16 protein-coding genes and 1 other RNA gene are annotated in these 15230 nt (G+C 66.5%); 10 read left to right on the top strand and 7 right to left on the bottom strand.

What is annotated here, in order from left to right; all coding sequences use genetic code 11:
* The first annotated feature begins 339 nt into the window (after positions 1 to 339).
* Entirely contained in the window at positions 340 to 1563 is a 1224-nt protein-coding gene (locus tag ACM0PK_RS08975) for a cytochrome P450 (protein WP_258392253.1), read from the top strand.
* Between the two features lie 17 nt (positions 1564 to 1580).
* Here ACM0PK_RS08975 and ACM0PK_RS08980 read toward each other — a convergent pair whose 3' ends face one another.
* Positions 1581 to 3602: an esterase/lipase family protein gene (locus tag ACM0PK_RS08980; protein WP_111201976.1), complete on the bottom strand. Its 2022-nt coding sequence runs from the start codon at positions 3600 to 3602 to the stop codon at positions 1581 to 1583.
* A gap of 147 nt (positions 3603 to 3749) precedes the next feature.
* Here ACM0PK_RS08980 and ACM0PK_RS08985 point away from each other — a divergent pair, with 147 nt between their 5' ends.
* A complete protein-coding gene (locus ACM0PK_RS08985; protein ID WP_111202031.1) occupies positions 3750 to 4211 on the top strand; it encodes a methyltransferase family protein in 462 nt (153 codons plus the stop codon).
* 14 nt (positions 4212 to 4225) lie between these two features.
* On the opposite strand, the gene ACM0PK_RS08990 is transcribed toward ACM0PK_RS08985, so the two are convergent.
* Positions 4226 to 4708, bottom strand: a complete 483-nt coding sequence (locus ACM0PK_RS08990; RefSeq protein WP_065179480.1) for a hypothetical protein — start codon at positions 4706 to 4708, stop codon at positions 4226 to 4228.
* 158 nt (positions 4709 to 4866) lie between these two features.
* Positions 4867 to 5220, bottom strand: a transfer-messenger RNA (tmRNA) gene (gene ssrA, locus ACM0PK_RS08995).
* A 220-nt stretch (positions 5221 to 5440) separates the two neighbouring features.
* On the opposite strand from ssrA, the gene ACM0PK_RS09000 reads away from it, so the two are divergent.
* Positions 5441 to 6013, top strand: coding sequence for a hypothetical protein (locus ACM0PK_RS09000; protein WP_414607504.1), 573 nt, complete (start codon positions 5441 to 5443; stop codon positions 6011 to 6013).
* 75 nt (positions 6014 to 6088) lie between these two features.
* Here ACM0PK_RS09000 and smpB read toward each other — a convergent pair whose 3' ends face one another.
* The gene (gene smpB / locus ACM0PK_RS09005; RefSeq protein WP_005416174.1) at positions 6089 to 6592 is read right to left on the bottom strand and encodes an SsrA-binding protein SmpB; all 504 of its coding nucleotides are present in this window, start codon (positions 6590 to 6592) and stop codon (positions 6089 to 6091) included.
* A gap of 57 nt (positions 6593 to 6649) precedes the next feature.
* Between smpB and ACM0PK_RS09010 the strand changes: the two genes are divergently transcribed.
* A complete protein-coding gene (locus tag ACM0PK_RS09010) occupies positions 6650 to 7075 on the top strand; it encodes a type II toxin-antitoxin system RatA family toxin (RefSeq protein ID WP_061477941.1) in 426 nt (141 codons plus the stop codon).
* A 3-nt stretch (positions 7076 to 7078) separates the two neighbouring features.
* A complete protein-coding gene (locus ACM0PK_RS09015) occupies positions 7079 to 7336 on the top strand; it encodes an RnfH family protein (RefSeq protein ID WP_414607505.1) in 258 nt (85 codons plus the stop codon).
* A gap of 34 nt (positions 7337 to 7370) precedes the next feature.
* Here the strand turns inward: ACM0PK_RS09015 and ACM0PK_RS09020 are convergent, their stop codons facing one another.
* On the bottom strand, positions 7371 to 7763 hold the full coding sequence (locus ACM0PK_RS09020; RefSeq protein WP_005409234.1) for an outer membrane protein assembly factor BamE: 393 nt from the start codon (positions 7761 to 7763) through the stop codon (positions 7371 to 7373).
* Positions 7764 to 7866: 103 nt separating this feature from the next.
* On the opposite strand from ACM0PK_RS09020, the gene fur reads away from it, so the two are divergent.
* Positions 7867 to 8274 (top strand): ferric iron uptake transcriptional regulator, encoded by a 408-nt coding sequence (fur, locus tag ACM0PK_RS09025; protein ID WP_005409235.1) that lies wholly within the window; start codon positions 7867 to 7869, stop codon positions 8272 to 8274.
* 58 nt (positions 8275 to 8332) lie between these two features.
* On the opposite strand, the gene ACM0PK_RS09030 is transcribed toward fur, so the two are convergent.
* Entirely contained in the window at positions 8333 to 9577 is a 1245-nt protein-coding gene (locus ACM0PK_RS09030) for an SGNH/GDSL hydrolase family protein (protein ID WP_414607506.1), read from the bottom strand.
* 97 nt (positions 9578 to 9674) lie between these two features.
* Here ACM0PK_RS09030 and ACM0PK_RS09035 point away from each other — a divergent pair, with 97 nt between their 5' ends.
* On the top strand, positions 9675 to 10592 hold the full coding sequence (locus ACM0PK_RS09035) for a LysR family transcriptional regulator (protein ID WP_111202027.1): 918 nt from the start codon (positions 9675 to 9677) through the stop codon (positions 10590 to 10592).
* Between the two features lie 134 nt (positions 10593 to 10726).
* Here the strand turns inward: ACM0PK_RS09035 and recN are convergent, their stop codons facing one another.
* Positions 10727 to 12388: a DNA repair protein RecN gene (recN, locus tag ACM0PK_RS09040; protein ID WP_065179665.1), complete on the bottom strand. Its 1662-nt coding sequence runs from the start codon at positions 12386 to 12388 to the stop codon at positions 10727 to 10729.
* Between the two features lie 115 nt (positions 12389 to 12503).
* On the opposite strand from recN, the gene hrcA reads away from it, so the two are divergent.
* The 3 genes from hrcA to ACM0PK_RS09055 all read left to right on the top strand — a co-directional run.
* Complete coding sequence (gene hrcA, locus ACM0PK_RS09045) at positions 12504 to 13568, top strand: heat-inducible transcriptional repressor HrcA (protein WP_005416180.1); 1065 nt, start codon at positions 12504 to 12506, stop codon at positions 13566 to 13568.
* Between the two features lie 63 nt (positions 13569 to 13631).
* Positions 13632 to 14147: a nucleotide exchange factor GrpE gene (grpE, locus tag ACM0PK_RS09050; protein ID WP_061477936.1), complete on the top strand. Its 516-nt coding sequence runs from the start codon at positions 13632 to 13634 to the stop codon at positions 14145 to 14147.
* Positions 14148 to 14328: 181 nt separating this feature from the next.
* A partial coding sequence (locus ACM0PK_RS09055; RefSeq protein ID WP_495498522.1) for an Hsp70 family protein occupies positions 14329 to 15230 on the top strand: 902 nt, incomplete at its 3' end.

Genomic DNA, 15230 nt, shown 5'->3' on the forward strand with positions numbered 1-15230 from the left:
CTGCGTGCGCAGGCGCGATGAGGGATTCCCCTCAATCGGCCGCAACCCGGATGCTGCAGCGCGCCACCCGGCCGGTTGGACAGTGGGATTATGTCGTGTTATCTAGCCAGTGCCGGGATAATCCCGGCATAACCACACAGCAAGCAAAGGAATGAAAATGAAAAGATTCGCCCGAGCATTGCGCGTCACTCTGAATATTCATCCGAACGAAAAGAGCAGCGTGTGGAATACCTGGCCTCTGTGGGTCGAATTCTGATCCTGCGGGCCAAACCCGCGATCTAGCGGTAGCAAGACGAAGGGACTCGTCTTTCGAGTCCCTTCCTGCCGGAGACGCACTGCATGCAAGGGATGTCGAATGAAGGCAGCGCCATTGCTGCCGAGCGCCTGGCTGCGCGCGTGGAGCGCGAAGGGCCGGTGCTGAAACTGGAAACCGGCGGTATCGGGGTTTTCTGCCCGGAACTGGCCGGCAAGGTCGACAAGGAGAATTCCGAGCACCTGTTCGTGGTCGAGTCGCTGGCCGACCTGTTCCGCCGGCACGAACGCGTGCGCTGGACCGAAGTGCGCAGCCTGATTGCCACGCGCAGTGCTGAACTCACCAGTGCACAGACTCTGGAGGTGTTGCAGTCGCGCATGCGGCAGGCATTGGACGCACTGTGCGGGCGCGAGCTGGATGCCACGCCAGCCGTGTGGAAGGTGATGGCGCATCCGCTGGTGCCACTGGTGATCGATGGGCTCGACGCGCGCGGCACTGCGGCCATCGAACGCGCCCTGCATCTGCGCTACACCACCCAGGTCGAGCAGGTCATCCATCGGCGTCATCTGCTGCGCAACTTCCTCATCGGTCGTGGCGAATCGCGGGCGATCGCCGCCGAACTCAAGCGCCGGGTCCGCAGCGGACGTTCGGCGCTGGACTACGCGCAGTCATTGCTGAGCCTGCGGGAGCGCATCGGCCTGGACAAGGTCACTTACCTGGTCACCGTGCAGCTGATCGCCATTTCCGGCGTGCCTGGCATGATGGCCGCCTGCCTGCTGCTGGCGATGCAGATGCATCCGCGCTGGCGCCAGCGCATCGAGGAGGAATTCGCGCCGCTCTCGGATGCGGAAATCCATGCGCTGCCGATGGCCAGGATTCCCTGCACGATGCGCTTCCTGAAGGAAGTGATGCGACTGTATTCCACGCCCTTCAACAACCGCCGGGTGGCCGCCTGCGATCTGCAGGTGGAAGGGCAGGCCATCGCCGAAGGCACAGTGTTCGAGTTGAGTTCGTTCATCCAGCACCGCTCGGCGAAGTACTGGGATGACCCGCTGCAGTTCGATCCCGATCGCTGGTTGCCCGAACGGCGCAAGCGTACCGCCGGCATCTATGTGCCTTATGGCTTCCCCACGCGTTCCTGCGTGGGATCGGCGGTCGGCAACGCACAGCTGGTATTGCTGTGCGCGCTGCTGGCACGCGAGTTCCGCTTCACCCCCAGCGCCGACTATCGGCCCGAGGTGCGCATGGAGGGCTTTGCGATTCCGGCGGCGCTGCATGGCACGTTCTCGCGGCGTACGGCCGGTGCCTGATCTGTCGGGACGGCGGCTTACTTTCCCGTTCGCCCGTGTGCCTGCATGTCCTCATGCAGGATCCGCCGCAGCTCGACGATGGCCGGCGTAGCTTCCTGCACGCTGTGTCCGGACACGATCACCTTCTCCGAATCCGCGTGCGGCAGGTGCGAACTCCAGTAGGGCACCAGCCCGTCATCGGTCTTCTCAAGCGGGCCATCGGCCTTGGCGCGGGCGATGATCGAGTGGTAGTGCACCTTCGGTGACATCGGCAGGTCAGCCACGGCGCGGACGAACGGGTCGTCCTTGTCCAGGTTCTGGATGCTGTTCATCTGGTAGCCGTGCTTGCCGTCATTGCGGTCGATCTGGCCGTCGTTGGCGATGGTGGCAACGTCTTCCAGCACGGTCAGTGGCAACCGCACCAGCCGGCCGATCCACCGGCCGAGGCGGGTGCCCGCCACGTCGGTGCCGCGATGCGGCGTGGCGATGAACACCACGCGGGACACTTCCGGTTCCGGCAGGAAGGTCAGCACCGGTGCGCCTTTGGTGCGCAGCAGTTCGCGCTGGGCGGGCGTCATCTGCGCGGTGGCCAGCAGGGTGTCGACCAGGTGGTCGCCGGAGGAGGAGATCATCAACCGTGCGATCACCCCGCCCATGCTGTGCCCTACCAGCACCATGTCATGCGAGGCCTGCGCCTTGCCGCTGGGGTCGAAGTGCTTGAACACTTCAGCCAGCGTGTGGCGCATCGCATCGTGGCTCATCGCGATGGGCATGTTGGTCGGGTAATAGAACTGCCAGACCTGGAAGTCCCGGCGGATCTCGTCGTCGCGCAGCAGTTCGTTGGCCACGTTGACCCAGGCTTCCGGACTGCTGGCCAGGCCATGGATCATCAGCAGCACGCGGCGGTTCGGGTCATAGGGCTGCATCATGTACAGATGCGGCGTGTCGATGCCGCCCTTGCCGCCGAACAGCGTGCGCAGCGACTGTCGGCTGAAGTTGGAGCGGGCCAACCACAGCGCATAGCCGGCAGTGAAATTGGCTGCCAGTGGCACCTGCTGGCTGTGCAGGGTCACTTCCGAAACCTGGTAGGGATCGTGGATCTCCAGCTCCGGCTCGTCATCGTGCAGCACCTCCCACAGGTTTTTCCCCGAGAAGCGCAATAGCACCGTCATTGATGGCGAGGGCATCTCGCTCCAGCTCTGCGTGGCCGAAGTGCTGGCCTGCGTTGCCTGCGCCGCTGCCCGAGGCGTGGTGGCCGTGCTGTCGGCCGGGTCATCCATCACCGCCACCAGCTCGGCACCGAAGCCATCGCGGCGATGCACGCTTCGCAGCGTACCGGTGAACGACAGCGAGGCGGCGGGTACCAGCTCGCTGGGGGTACGCTGGTCCAGCGCCGATGCTTCGTCTGAAGGGGCCAGCACGAAGGTCCAGCGGCCCAGTTGGAAATGGCTGGCCTGGCCGTGCACGCGCCCGGTGGCATAGGCGTTGTAAAGCTGCACCGAGGCTTCCTGCACAGCCAGGTTGTAGTAGTCGCGCACCTGGGTCTGGCGGTCTTCGAAGCCGCGCTGGTTCGCCGTGCGCTCGGTGAAGAACAGATAGGCATAGGCCTGGCGCGCGACCTGCATCCACGCATCGAGGCGTGGCTGGAAGTCGGCATCCAGCTCGGTGATTGCCGTCTTGGCGCGGCCGGATGCCGAGTACTCGCGCTTTGGCGCCGGCAGGGTCATCGCATACTGCAGCCACAACTCGGCCAGGCTGGAGCGCTTGTCTTCCTCGCGCACCACGATGCTGTTTTCCATGGCCTCGATGCAGGGCAGGCCGGGCTTGGCACAGACGCCCTCATCGAGCCCGGCCACGCGCAGGGTCTCAATGGTCGCCGCGCTGAGCTTGCCGGAGGTCAGGATGTCACCGCGCTTGAGCGCGATGTACTGGCCGGGCGTGACCGAGGCAACCTGCACCGACGGCCCGAACTGGCGCAGCGTCGCGCAGCCGCCCAGGGTGAGCAGCACGGTGATGATGAGGGTCGTGCGGCCGATGAAGCCCAAGCCCGTGGTAGCCATGCGATCCTCCTGCGCGGTGGCGCCACTCTAGCGGCCGGCCTGTCAAAGCGGAATAGACCGGACGGGTCGGTTTGCGCCTGGCCGCTTGGGGCGATTCAGCCATTTCCGTGTGACACTGCGGCGAATGGAAAGGACACGGTGATCGCGATGGCCTGGCTGGAAACCCGCATTCCCCCGCCCGTGGTAATGCTGCTGTTCGCCGCTGCGGGCTTTGCAGCACGCTGGCTGTGGCCGGGTTTGCACCTTCGGGTACCGATGCCTGTTCTGCTGGCAGGGGTGACGGTGACGCTGGGTGTCGTGCTCAACCTGCTGCCCAAGGTCTCTTTCCGACGCGCCGGTACCACCGTCAATCCTCTGCGACCTTCGGCGTCGAGCGCGCTGGTTACCAGTGGAATCTACCGCCGCACCCGAAATCCGATGTATCTCGGCCAGGCGCTGGTCCTGTTTGGTGCCATGGTGTACCTGCAGAACCTGATCGCGCTGCTGGTGGTGCCGCTGTTCCTGGCGTACATCACTTGGCTGCAGATCCTGCCGGAGGAGCGGGCACTGATGGCCCGCTTTCCCGAGGCGTACGCGCGGTACCGTCATCGCGTGCCACGCTGGCTGTAGCGTCGGCTACGCCATCAGCGGCTGATCTGGCACTTCACTGCCGCCGAATAGCCCTCGTAGTCGTCGCCTGCGATCACGTGCAGGGTGTGGCGCTTGTCGATGCGCTTCACGTACGAAGGTTCTTCGGTATTGGCATGCTCGTTGACCTCGGTCACCGACCAGGCCCTGGCCAGGCGCTTGGGATCGACGCCGTTCAAGTACACGAAGAGGCCTTTCTCGCCTTCGGCCACATTCACATCGGCACTGCTGACCGTGCCGCCAAACAGCGCGACCGGCTTGTCCTCCGGCTCGAACGTGCCGCCCGGCTTCTTGGCCAGGCCGGCCGCCTGCAGCGCATCGATGGCGTCGGCCGCACTGAAATCCGAGCCTGCCTTGCAGGCCAGCAGCGCCTCCAGCGTGGCGATGCCGGGCGGCGCGATGGCCGGGGCTGCGGCGTGCGTGGCTGGGGCTGCGGCGAGCGCGGTGAGGAGCAGGGACATCGCGAGGGGGGCTTTCATGGCAGATCCTTCTGGCGGTCGCGGATGGAGGGACTGCTGTGTTGGAGGTGTCATCCCGATTATGCGCCACACGTCCTGCGCGACGTGCAGGCACAAAAAAGCCGGAACCCCAGTTGACGGGAGATCCGGCTTCTTGCGGCCTCGACAGGCCATACAGATGGTGGAGGTGGGCGGAATTGAACCGCCGTCCGAAGGCACTCCATCCCCAGCACTACATGCTTAGCTCACCGTTGGATCTCGTCCCCGAACAGCACGGTGCGCAAAGCGCATCCGGGAACCAGCCTGTTGTGTTCTAGTGCCGGACTGACAGGCAGCCGTCCAGCGCGATTCCATGATAGTGACTCTACACCGCGAGCATGGACACAAGCGGTTTCGAGGCTTAGGCCTTAAGCGGCCAGAGCGTAGTTGTCGTCGTTGGCAACTAGAGTTTTGCAGCTGGATTTACGAGGAAAGCTACCCCCTCGGCATGCGCCAGGCGACTTCACAACCCCCGTCGAAACCAATGCACCCCCGGTTTCTTCAAGTTCTGCAAGGCACAAGGCCTGTTTCGTGTCGCCACGGTCAGTGCCTGCCCAACAGTGGCAATGCTACGGCAAAACAGCTGAACAGTCACCTTGGCAATCCACAACAAGTTGTAGAGCCTCGGTCATAGCGGATTGGTAACGTCATGGGCACGAATTTGCGACACACTGGCGGCGACCATCCGGGCCAGGACAAACACGGAGACTGTGGGTGACCGAGGCAAGCCAACAACGCAGCCTACGACAGCTGGTCGGGCCCGTCGGGGCCGACTATCAGAGGCGCGCGCTGCCGCCCGGTTGGGTCTGGGCGGTACTGGCGGCGTTGCTTGCGGCCACCGCGCTGACCGAACTGCCGGCCACAGCGGCCGCAGCACTGGTCGCCAGTGCGGTGGTGGTGCATTGGTCGCAGCGCGGTCGCATCCATTGGCTGGGCTGGCGTCTGCCGGGCATGGCGGTGTTGGCGGCCCTGCTGTGGGGGCCGGAAGTGCTGTCGCAGTGGTTCGAGCACGGGCTGGCCGTGGTCCTAATGTCGCTGGCGAGCCTCAGCATCGGCGTGCATGTGTGGCAGTCGCGGCAGCTGGCGCGACAGCTGCAGGGCGCTGCCGATTCGCTGGATGACGTCCAGCTGCTGGCCCTGTTGCCGGCCGATGCGGCCCAGATGGCACAGCAGTGGCGCGCGGGCGATGACCGGCATGCCCCGGAACTGGCGGTCGTAATGCACCTGGCCGTGATGCACGCGGCGCTGGCACCGCGCATGCGCGGGCAGGGCATGCTGGCGGGGTGACCCGCCTTTTGTAGAGCCTAGCCTGCGCTCGGCTGCCCTTCTTGCCGAAGCCGAGCATGGCTCGGCGCTACAGCCTTACGCGTCGCGGTTGCCGCGACGCATCACACGCTGCTTCTCGATCGCCCAGTCGCGGTCCTTGGCGGCATCGCGCTTGTCATGGGTCTGCTTGCCCTTGGCCAGCGCGACTTCGAGCTTGATCTTGTTCTTGCTCCAGTACATCGCAGTGGGCACGATCGTGTAGCCATCGCGCTCGACCTTGCCGATCAGCTTGTCGATCTCGTTCCGGTGCAGCAGCAGCTTGCGCTCGCGCCGGTCATTGGCCACCACGTGGGTGGAGGCCTGGATCAACGGGGTGATCTGTGCGCCGATCAGGTAGATCTCGCCGCGCTTCACATAGGCGTAGGCGTCGATGATGTTGCCGCGGCCTGCGCGGATCGACTTGACCTCCCAGCCCTGCAGGGCGAGGCCGGCCTCGAAGCGCTCTTCGATGTGGTACTCGTGGCGGGCACGCTTGTTCAACGCGATGGTTTTGTTGGCCGTCGCGCTCTTTGCTTTATCCTTGCCGCTGTTCTTGCTCATTTCCGTATTGTCTCCGATTCGGGCCCGCCCGGTCGATTGCCGAAACGTCCTGTATTCATGCCTACTATCCGCCGCAGCGCCCTGGTCGAACATTCGGCCGCGCGCATGTTCGACCTGGTCAATGATGTCCAGGCCTATCCGAGCCGTTTCCGCTGGTGCTCGGCTGCCCAGATCATGGAGCAGGGCGAGGACCGCCTGGTGGCGCGCCTGGACCTCGGCCTGGGCTCTTTCAGCACCTGGTTCCAGACCGAAAACACGCTGCGGCGACCGCACAGCATTGATATGCAGCTGCGCGATGGCCCGTTCAAGCAGCTGCACGGCCGCTGGGAATTCCATGCGCTGGCCGAGGATGCCTGCAAGGTCACCCTGACCCTGGAGTTCGAACCCAGCTCGCGCCTGCTCGGTCCGGCGCTGGCGATCGGCTTCCAGGGGCTGGCCGATCGCATGGTCAACGATTTCGTCCGCGTCGCCGACGAGGGCTGAGCGATGATCGAGATCGAGGTGGTACTGGCCTGGCCGCAGCAGGTGCTGTCGCGCCGCCTGCAGCTGGAAGAGGGGGCCACCGTCGCCGATGCTGTCGCGGCGGCCGCACTGGAAGGCAGTGCCGATTGTCCCGCCGTCGCCGTGCATGGCGTAGTGGCACGCCCGCACCAGGTTCTGCTGGACGGCGACCGCATCGAACTGCTGCGCCCGCTGCTGGCAGATCCGAAGGATAACCGCCGGCGTCGCGCGCTCGGCGGTTGATTCCGGCAGCCGTACCTGCGGACGGGCAGGGGGCTCAGCGGCCCTTCTTCTTCTTGTCCTTCGGCAGATTGCGGCCGAACTGGCGCACGGTCTGCTGGGCCAGGGCCTTGTCGTTGCCCGGGAAGTAATCGCCTTCCCAGCGGGTCACGGTGTCATTCTCGAAGAACACCACGAAGTTCTTCACTTCGGTACGGCCCAGGCGGTTCACGCGCTGGCTGGAGGTGTAGTCCCAGCGCTGGGCGTGGAACGGGTCGGGAATGGACGGGGTGCCCAGCAGCGCGGTGACCTGCTGCTTGCTCTGCCCGACCTGCAGCTTGGCCACGGCATCTTCCCGGATCAGGTTGCCCTGATAGATGGGTTGCTTGTAGATGATGCCGCACCCGGTGGTGGACAGGGCGACGGCGGCGACCAACAGGAGATTGCGCATCGGGACTGGCGGTTGGGGAAATCAAACCGATGATACACTCCCGGCGTGCCACCGCGACCCAATCCGAGGCAGCTGGCGCTAAATCGCCAATGAACGGAGACCTATGGAAACCCACGACCTGCGTAAAGTCGGCCTGAAGGTGACCCATCCGCGGATGCGGATCCTGGCGCTGCTCGAGCAGCGCAATGCCCAGCACCACATGACCGCCGAAGACATCTACCGCCAGCTGCTGGAGCACGGCGACGAGATCGGCCTGGCCACGGTGTACCGGGTGCTGACCCAGTTCGAGGCCGCCGGCCTCGTGCTCAAGCACAATTTCGAGGGCGGCCAGGCGGTCTACGAACTGGACCGTGGCGGCCACCACGACCACATGGTCGACGTGGACAGTGGCAAGATCATCGAGTTCGAAAGCCACGAGATCGAGGAGCTGCAGCGCAAGATCGCGGCCGACCATGGCTACGAGCTGGAAGAGCACTCGCTGGTGCTGTACGTGCGCAAGAAGCGCAAATAAGCCGTTCCGGCCAGCTGGATGCGATGAAACCCCGGGCCTGCCCGGGGTTTTTCGTTGCTTACGGTAGATCCACGCCATGCGTGGATGGCCCCATGAGCACCTCAAGATCCACCGCCTCGGCCATGGCCCGGTTGCCGGCATCACCCGGGTGGAGGTGGTCGCCGGAGTCGTAGGCGGCGGCCATCCGTGAGGGATCGGCCGGGTCGCGCAGCGCCGCGTCCAGGTCGATCACTGCGTCGAACGGGCTGTCCGTGCGCAGCCAGGCATTGATCCGCTGGCGCAGGGCATCCTTGTCCGGGTGGTAGTAGTCGTCCAGTGGCGTGCCGGGCAGGGCGTCGGCAAACGGCGGCAGGGTGGCGCCAATGATCCGCACGCCACGGTGGCGGGCCTGTTCTGCCAGCGTGCGATACCCCGCCTGCAGTTCGGCCAGCGTGGGCCGGGCCTGGTTCCGGGCGAATGCAGTGCCAGGCCAGCTGATGTCATTGATGCCGATCAGCACGATCACACGGGATACCGCAGGCTGGTCCAGCGCGTCGCGCCGGAAGCGGACCAGGGCGGATTCACCCATGCCGTCGCGCAGCAGCCGCCCCCCGGAAATGCCGGCGTTCACCACGGCTATGCCCCGCGCTGCCAGGCGCGCGGCCAGATGATCGGTCCAGCGCTGGTCCTGGTCGAGGCTGGCGGTGGCACCGTCGGTGATCGAATCCCCGATCACCACCACGCTGCGCGCGTCGGCGCCGGCCTCGACGTCAATTCCGGTCAGCAGCAGGCGGGCGGTGGTGCTGCTGGCTGCGCTCAGGGCCTGGGCCCGGCTCTGGTCGCCGGGGGCGATCCAACTGGTCTGGCGGCCTTCCCAATGGAACGTCTGAACGGTTGCCGGCCCCGGCACAAAGACGCTGACCTGCACTGCCTGGCGGTCATCCGTGGCCAGCGGGAGCGGATCGCTCAGCTGTTCCTGACCGGGCCCGATCAACACCCCGGGCTGGCCGCCGAAGCTGAGCGGTTGCGGGATGGCGCCCGCGCGTGCGGCCACGCTGGCTGCTCCGATCCGCAGCGGCTGGGTGCCGTAGGCATTGCTCAGCCGCACCCGCAGCCGCGGGCCGCCCAGGCTGATGCGCGCCGTCTGGCGGAAGGTCTGGTCCTGCAGTGTGGCCGGGACCAGGGTCGGGAACAGGAAATCCGCGTTCCAGACCGGCTGCGGGCTGGCCTGCCAGCTGGCGACCCAGTGCGGGGCGGATGCGGCACTGGCGGCGCCGGACACGGCGAGCAGGGCGGTGGCGGTGAGCTGGCTCAAGCGGTTCATCGGGCAGTCCCGAGTGGAGGGACCGCCATGGTGATTCCGTGCTTATCTGTGAACTAGACTGCGCATGGACAATCATCTGTGAACTGGATTCATTGCCATGGCGCGACCTGACATCAACCGATCCGGCGAACTGGAAGTGTTCGTGCGCGTGATCGAGACCGGTGGCTTCTCCGCCGCCGCCCGAACGCTGGACATGACCCCGTCGGCGGTCAGCAAGCTGGTGGCCCGGCTGGAGCAACGGCTGGGCACGCGCCTGCTGCAACGCTCCACCCGCCAGCTGCAGCTGACCCCGGAAGGCTGCGCGTTCTACGAGCGTGGCCTGCGCGTGCTGGCCGACCTGGAGGAGGCCGAGCGTTGTGCCAGCGCCCATGCCGAGCCGCGCGGGCGGCTGCGGGTCAACTCCAACGTGCCGTTTGGCCGCCATTTCCTGTTGCCGCTGCTGCCGGCGTTCCTTGAGCGTAACCCGCAGGTGGGCGTGGACCTGACCCTCAACGACGAGGTGATCGACCTGCTGGAGCAGCGCACCGACGTGGCAGTGCGGGCCGGGCCGCTGAAGAGCTCCAGTCTGGTGGCGCGACGGCTGGGCGCGACGCGGATGATGATCGTGGCTGCACCGGCCTACGCGCAGCGGCACGGGCTGCCACGCACTGCCGAGGAGCTGCAGTCGCACAACCGGCTGGACATCGGCCACGCGCGTGCGATGCAGGGGTGGCCGTTGCTGCAGGAGGGGCGCGAGCGGATGCTGCTGCCCAGTGGCAATGCCCGCGCCAGCAACGGCGATGCGCTGCGCCAGCTGGTGCTGGGCGGGCTGGGCATGGCGCGGCTGGCGGCATTCCAGGTGCAGGAGGACATTGCTGCCGGGCGCTTGCTGCCGGTGCTGGAAGAGGCCAATCCCGGCGACCTGGAAGAGGTGCACGCGGTGTTCCTGGGGCAGGGCGGTTACCTGCCGCTGCGGGTGCGCGCGTTCCTCGATTTCCTGGTGGAGAACGTCGACCTGACGCGGCCGTTGGGGTGATACGGGTAGTGCCGGCCGCTGGCCGGCAACCTCACGATCATCGTCCACCGGTGTTGGGTTGCCGGCCAGCGGCCGGCACTACCGTGCGGGTGGGTTGTAGATCCACGCCATGCGTGGATAACCGTGAACAGGCCTCAGGCCTGCAGCAGCTTGCGGGCGGCGGCGCGCGCTTCCTTGCTCACTTCCACGCCGCCGAGCATGCGCGCCAGCTCTTCCTCGCGCGCCTTGTTGTCCAGCTTTTCCACTGCGCTCTGGGTCATGCCTTCCACCGGGGCCTTGCTGACCCGGTAATGGGCGTGGCCCTTGGAGGCGACCTGCGGCAGGTGGGTCACGCACAGTACCTGGCGCTTCTCGCCGAGCGCGCGCAGCTTCTGGCCGACGATATCAGCCACCGCGCCGCCGATGCCGGAGTCGACCTCGTCAAACACCATGGTTGGCACTGCATCCAGGTCCAGCGCGGCCACTTCGATGGCCAGCGAGATACGTGACAGTTCACCGCCCGAGGCTACCTTGCGCAGGGCGCGCGGCGGCTGGCCGGCGTTGGCCGCCACCAGGAACTCGACGCGCTCGGCACCCTGCGGGTCGGGCTTGCCGCTGTCCTGTGGCTCCAGTTCGATCAGGAACTGGCCGCCGCCCATGCCGAGCTCGGCGATGATGCCGGTGGTGGTGGCCGACAGTTCGGCAGCGGCGCTGCGGCGGCTGGCGGTCAGCACTTCAGCCTGCACGCGCCAGGCGGCGGCGGCCTTGTCGATCTCGCCGGCCAGGCGCTGCAGGCGCTCGTCGGCGCCACGCAGCTGCTCCACTTCGGCATGCATGCGCTCGCGCTGCGCGCCCAGTTCGTCCATCGGCACGCGGTGCTTGCGGGCCAGGTCGTGCAGGCGACCGAGGCGGCGCTCGTTCTCCTCGAACTGTTCCGGGTCGGCATCCAGATCGTCGTGCACGCGATCAAGCAGCGACAGGGCTTCGTGCAGCTGGATCGAGGCGTTCTCGATCAGGCCGTCCACCTCGCCCAGGCGCGGGTCGTGCTCGACCAGCCGCGACAGCTCGTGGCGCACTTGCTGCAGCAGGTCCAGCGCGGAGCTGCCGTCTTCACCGTTGAGCTGGTTGCTGGCCGCCTGGCAGGCGCTCAGCAGGGCGCTGGCGTGGGCCTGGCGGCGGTGGCTGGCACCCAGTGCGGCGATCGACTCCGGTTCAAGGTCCTCGCGGTCCAGTTCGCGCAGCTGGTGCTCCAGGAAGCCGATCCGGTCACTGACGTCGCCCTGTTGCGACAACGCCAGCGATTCATCGACCAGTGCCTGCCAGGCCGCGGCGGCGTGGCGCACCTGGCGGCGCTCGTTCTCGTTGCCGGCATAGGCATCCAGCAGGGCCAGCTGCGACGGGCGCGCCAGCAGCGCCTGCTGTTCATGCTGGCCGTGGATCTCCACCAGCAGCGAGGCCAGGTCGCCCAGCTGTGCCAGCGTCACCGGGCGGCCATTGATCCAGGCCCGCGAGCCGCCGTCGGCGCGGATCACGCGGCGCAGCTGGCATTGGTCCTCGTCGTCCAGTTCGTTGTCGGCCAGCCACTGCCGGGCGGCCTGCAGCTGCTCCAGCGCGAACTCGGCGGAAAGCTCGGCGCGTGCGGCGCCATGGCGGACCACGCCGCTGTCGGCGCGCAGGCCGGACAGGAAGCCCAGTGCGTCGACCATCAGCGACTTGCCGGCGCCAGTCTCGCCTGAAACCACGGTCATGCCTGGCCCGAACTCCAGTTCGGTGGCGCGGACGACGGCAAAATCCTTGATCGAAAGATGTCTGAGCATGAGTAAGGGGGTGTCAGCAGCCGCGCAACGCTAGCACGCGGGCGCGGGAGGTCCAATGACTTGCCAAGGCGATGCGCCGCCATTATCTAGTGTCCGTGTCTCACAGGTTGATTCCATGCACGGTTCTCCCGACCAGCTTGCCCCGCGTGCGCGCCACCTGCTGCGCACGCTGATCGCGCGATACATCCAGGACGGCGAGCCGGTCGGCTCGCAGACGCTGGCGCGCGTGGCCGGCCTGGAGGTCAGCCCGGCCACCATCCGCAACATCCTGGGCGACCTGGAGGATCTGGGCCTGCTGGCCTCGCCACATACCTCGGCCGGCCGCGTCCCGACCGCGCATGGCTACCGGGTGTTCGTCGACAGCCTGCTGCAGATGCAGCCGCCGGGCGAGGGCGAGCTGGCCCGGTTGCGCCAGGAACTGGCCGGCGGCGGCAGTACCCAGGCCCTGCTCGGCAGCGCCTCGGAGCTGCTGTCGGCGATGAGCCACTTCGTCGGCGTAGTCAGCGCCCCGCGGCGTGAGCAGTTCGCCTTCCGCCAGATCGATTTCGTGGCGCTGGACGGGCGCCGGGTGCTGGCGATCCTGGTATTTGCCGACAACGAGGTGCAGAACCGGGTGATCGAGACCCGGCAGGAGTTTGCGCCAGGCCAGCTGGAGCAGGTCGCCAATTACCTCAATGCGCATTTCGCCGGCCTGCCGATGGCCGAGATCCGTACCCGCCTGCTGCTGGAGCTGCGCGACGCCCGGTCTGAACTGGAGCAGTTGCTGGCCCACAGCATCGAACTGGCCGAGCAGGCCCTGCAGCCGGCGGCCGACGACATGCTGGTGGCCGGGCAGACCCGCTTGATGGGCGTGCAGGACCTGTCCGACCTGGAGCGCCTGCGCGAACTGTTCGAGCTGTTCTCCAGCAAGCGCGAGATCCTGCAGCTGCTGGAGCGGACCATCCAGGCGCCGGGGGTGCGCATCTTCATCGGCGAAGAGACCGGAATGATGCCGCTGCAGGGCGTCTCGCTGGTCACTGCCCCGTACACCGCCAATGGCCAGGTGCTGGGCGTGCTGGGCGTGATCGGTCCCAAGCGGATGGCCTATGACCGGGTGATCCCGCTGGTCCAGGCCACCGCCGATGTGCTTGGCGCGGCCTTTTCGCCGGCCGGACGCACGCCGGGAACATCCGACGCTTGAAACGCAGCATCCCGCCCACACTAGGGTGGGTGGAGGCGGAGAGTGACCGCCAGGGACCCAGACATGAACCACGAACATCCAGATATCGAATCCCAGCAGAGTGCCGCCGATGCGGCTGCCACCGCCGGCGTCAACGACGAAGTCGAGCGCCTGCGCGCCGAAGTCGAGCAGGTCAAGGCCGATGCGCTGCGTGAGCGCGCCGACCTGGAAAACCAGCGCAAGCGTGTTGCCCGTGACATCGAGCAGGCCCGCAAGTTCGCCAACGAGAAGCTGCTGGGCGAGCTGTTGCCGGTGTTCGACAGCCTGGATGCCGGCCTGAAGGCCGCCGGCGACGATCCGCACCCGCTGCGCGAGGGCCTGGAGCTGACCTACAAGCAGCTGCTGAAGGTCGCTGCCGACAACGGCCTGGTCCTGCTGGACCCGATCGGCCAGCCGTTCAACCCGGAGCACCACCAGGCCATCAGCCAGGCGCCGACCCCGGGCGCTGCCCCGGGCAGCGTGGTGACCGTGTTCCAGAAGGGCTACCTGCTCAACGAGCGCCTGCTGCGGCCGGCGCTGGTGGTGGTGGCCGCCGACTGACCCTGCCGGGCCGGGCGGCGGGAATGACCTGCGACCCGGCCCGACGCTGAACGCGCCGGGCGACCGGAAACACAGCGTTCGGGAGGTGGCTTGAATGTTCCACGGGCCTCCCCCACATCGTATTCATCCACCGGCCGAACGGCCGGACTGACCCCAACAAGCATCCTCAGGAGTCTCCCCCATGGGCAAGATCATTGGTATCGACCTCGGCACCACCAACTCGTGCGTGGCGATCATGGACGGCGGCAAGGCCCGCGTCATCGAGAATTCGGAAGGCGATCGCACCACCCCGTCGATCGTCGCCTACACCAAGGACGGCGAAGTCCTGGTCGGTGCCTCGGCCAAGCGCCAGGCCGTGACCAACCCGAAGAACACCTTCTATGCGGTGAAGCGCCTGATCGGCCGCAAGTTCACCGATGGCGAGGTGCAGAAGGACATCGCCCACGTCCCGTACAGCATCCTGGCCCATGACAATGGCGATGCCTGGGTCGCCACCAGCGACGGCAAGAAGATGGCCCCGCAGGAAATCTCGGCCAAGGTGCTGGAGAAGATGAAGAAGACCGCCGAGGACTTCCTCGGTGAGAAGGTCACCGAAGCGGTCATCACCGTGCCGGCCTACTTCAACGACAGCCAGCGCCAGGCGACCAAGGACGCCGGTCGCATCGCCGGCCTGGACGTCAAGCGCATCATCAACGAGCCGACTGCGGCTGCGCTGGCCTACGGCCTGGACAAGGGCGACAACAAGGATCGCAAGATCGTGGTGTACGACCTGGGCGGCGGCACCTTCGACGTCTCGGTGATCGAGATCGCCAATGTCGACGGTGAGAAGCAGTTCGAAGTGCTGGCCACCAACGGCGACACCTTCCTGGGTGGCGAAGACTTCGACAACCGCGTCATCGAGTACCTGGTTGAAGAATTCAACAAGGACCAGGGCATCGACCTGCGCAAGGATCCGCTGGCCCTGCAGCGCCTGAAGGATGCTGCCGAGCGCGCCAAGATCGAGCTGTCCAGCGCCCAGCAGACCGAAGTGAACCTGCCGTACGTCACCGCTGACGCGTCGGGTCCGAAGCACCTGAACATCAA

It is taken from the genome of Stenotrophomonas sp. FR010 (assembly GCF_047520755.2).
GTDB classification, from domain to species: domain Bacteria; phylum Pseudomonadota; class Gammaproteobacteria; order Xanthomonadales; family Xanthomonadaceae; genus Stenotrophomonas; species Stenotrophomonas sepilia.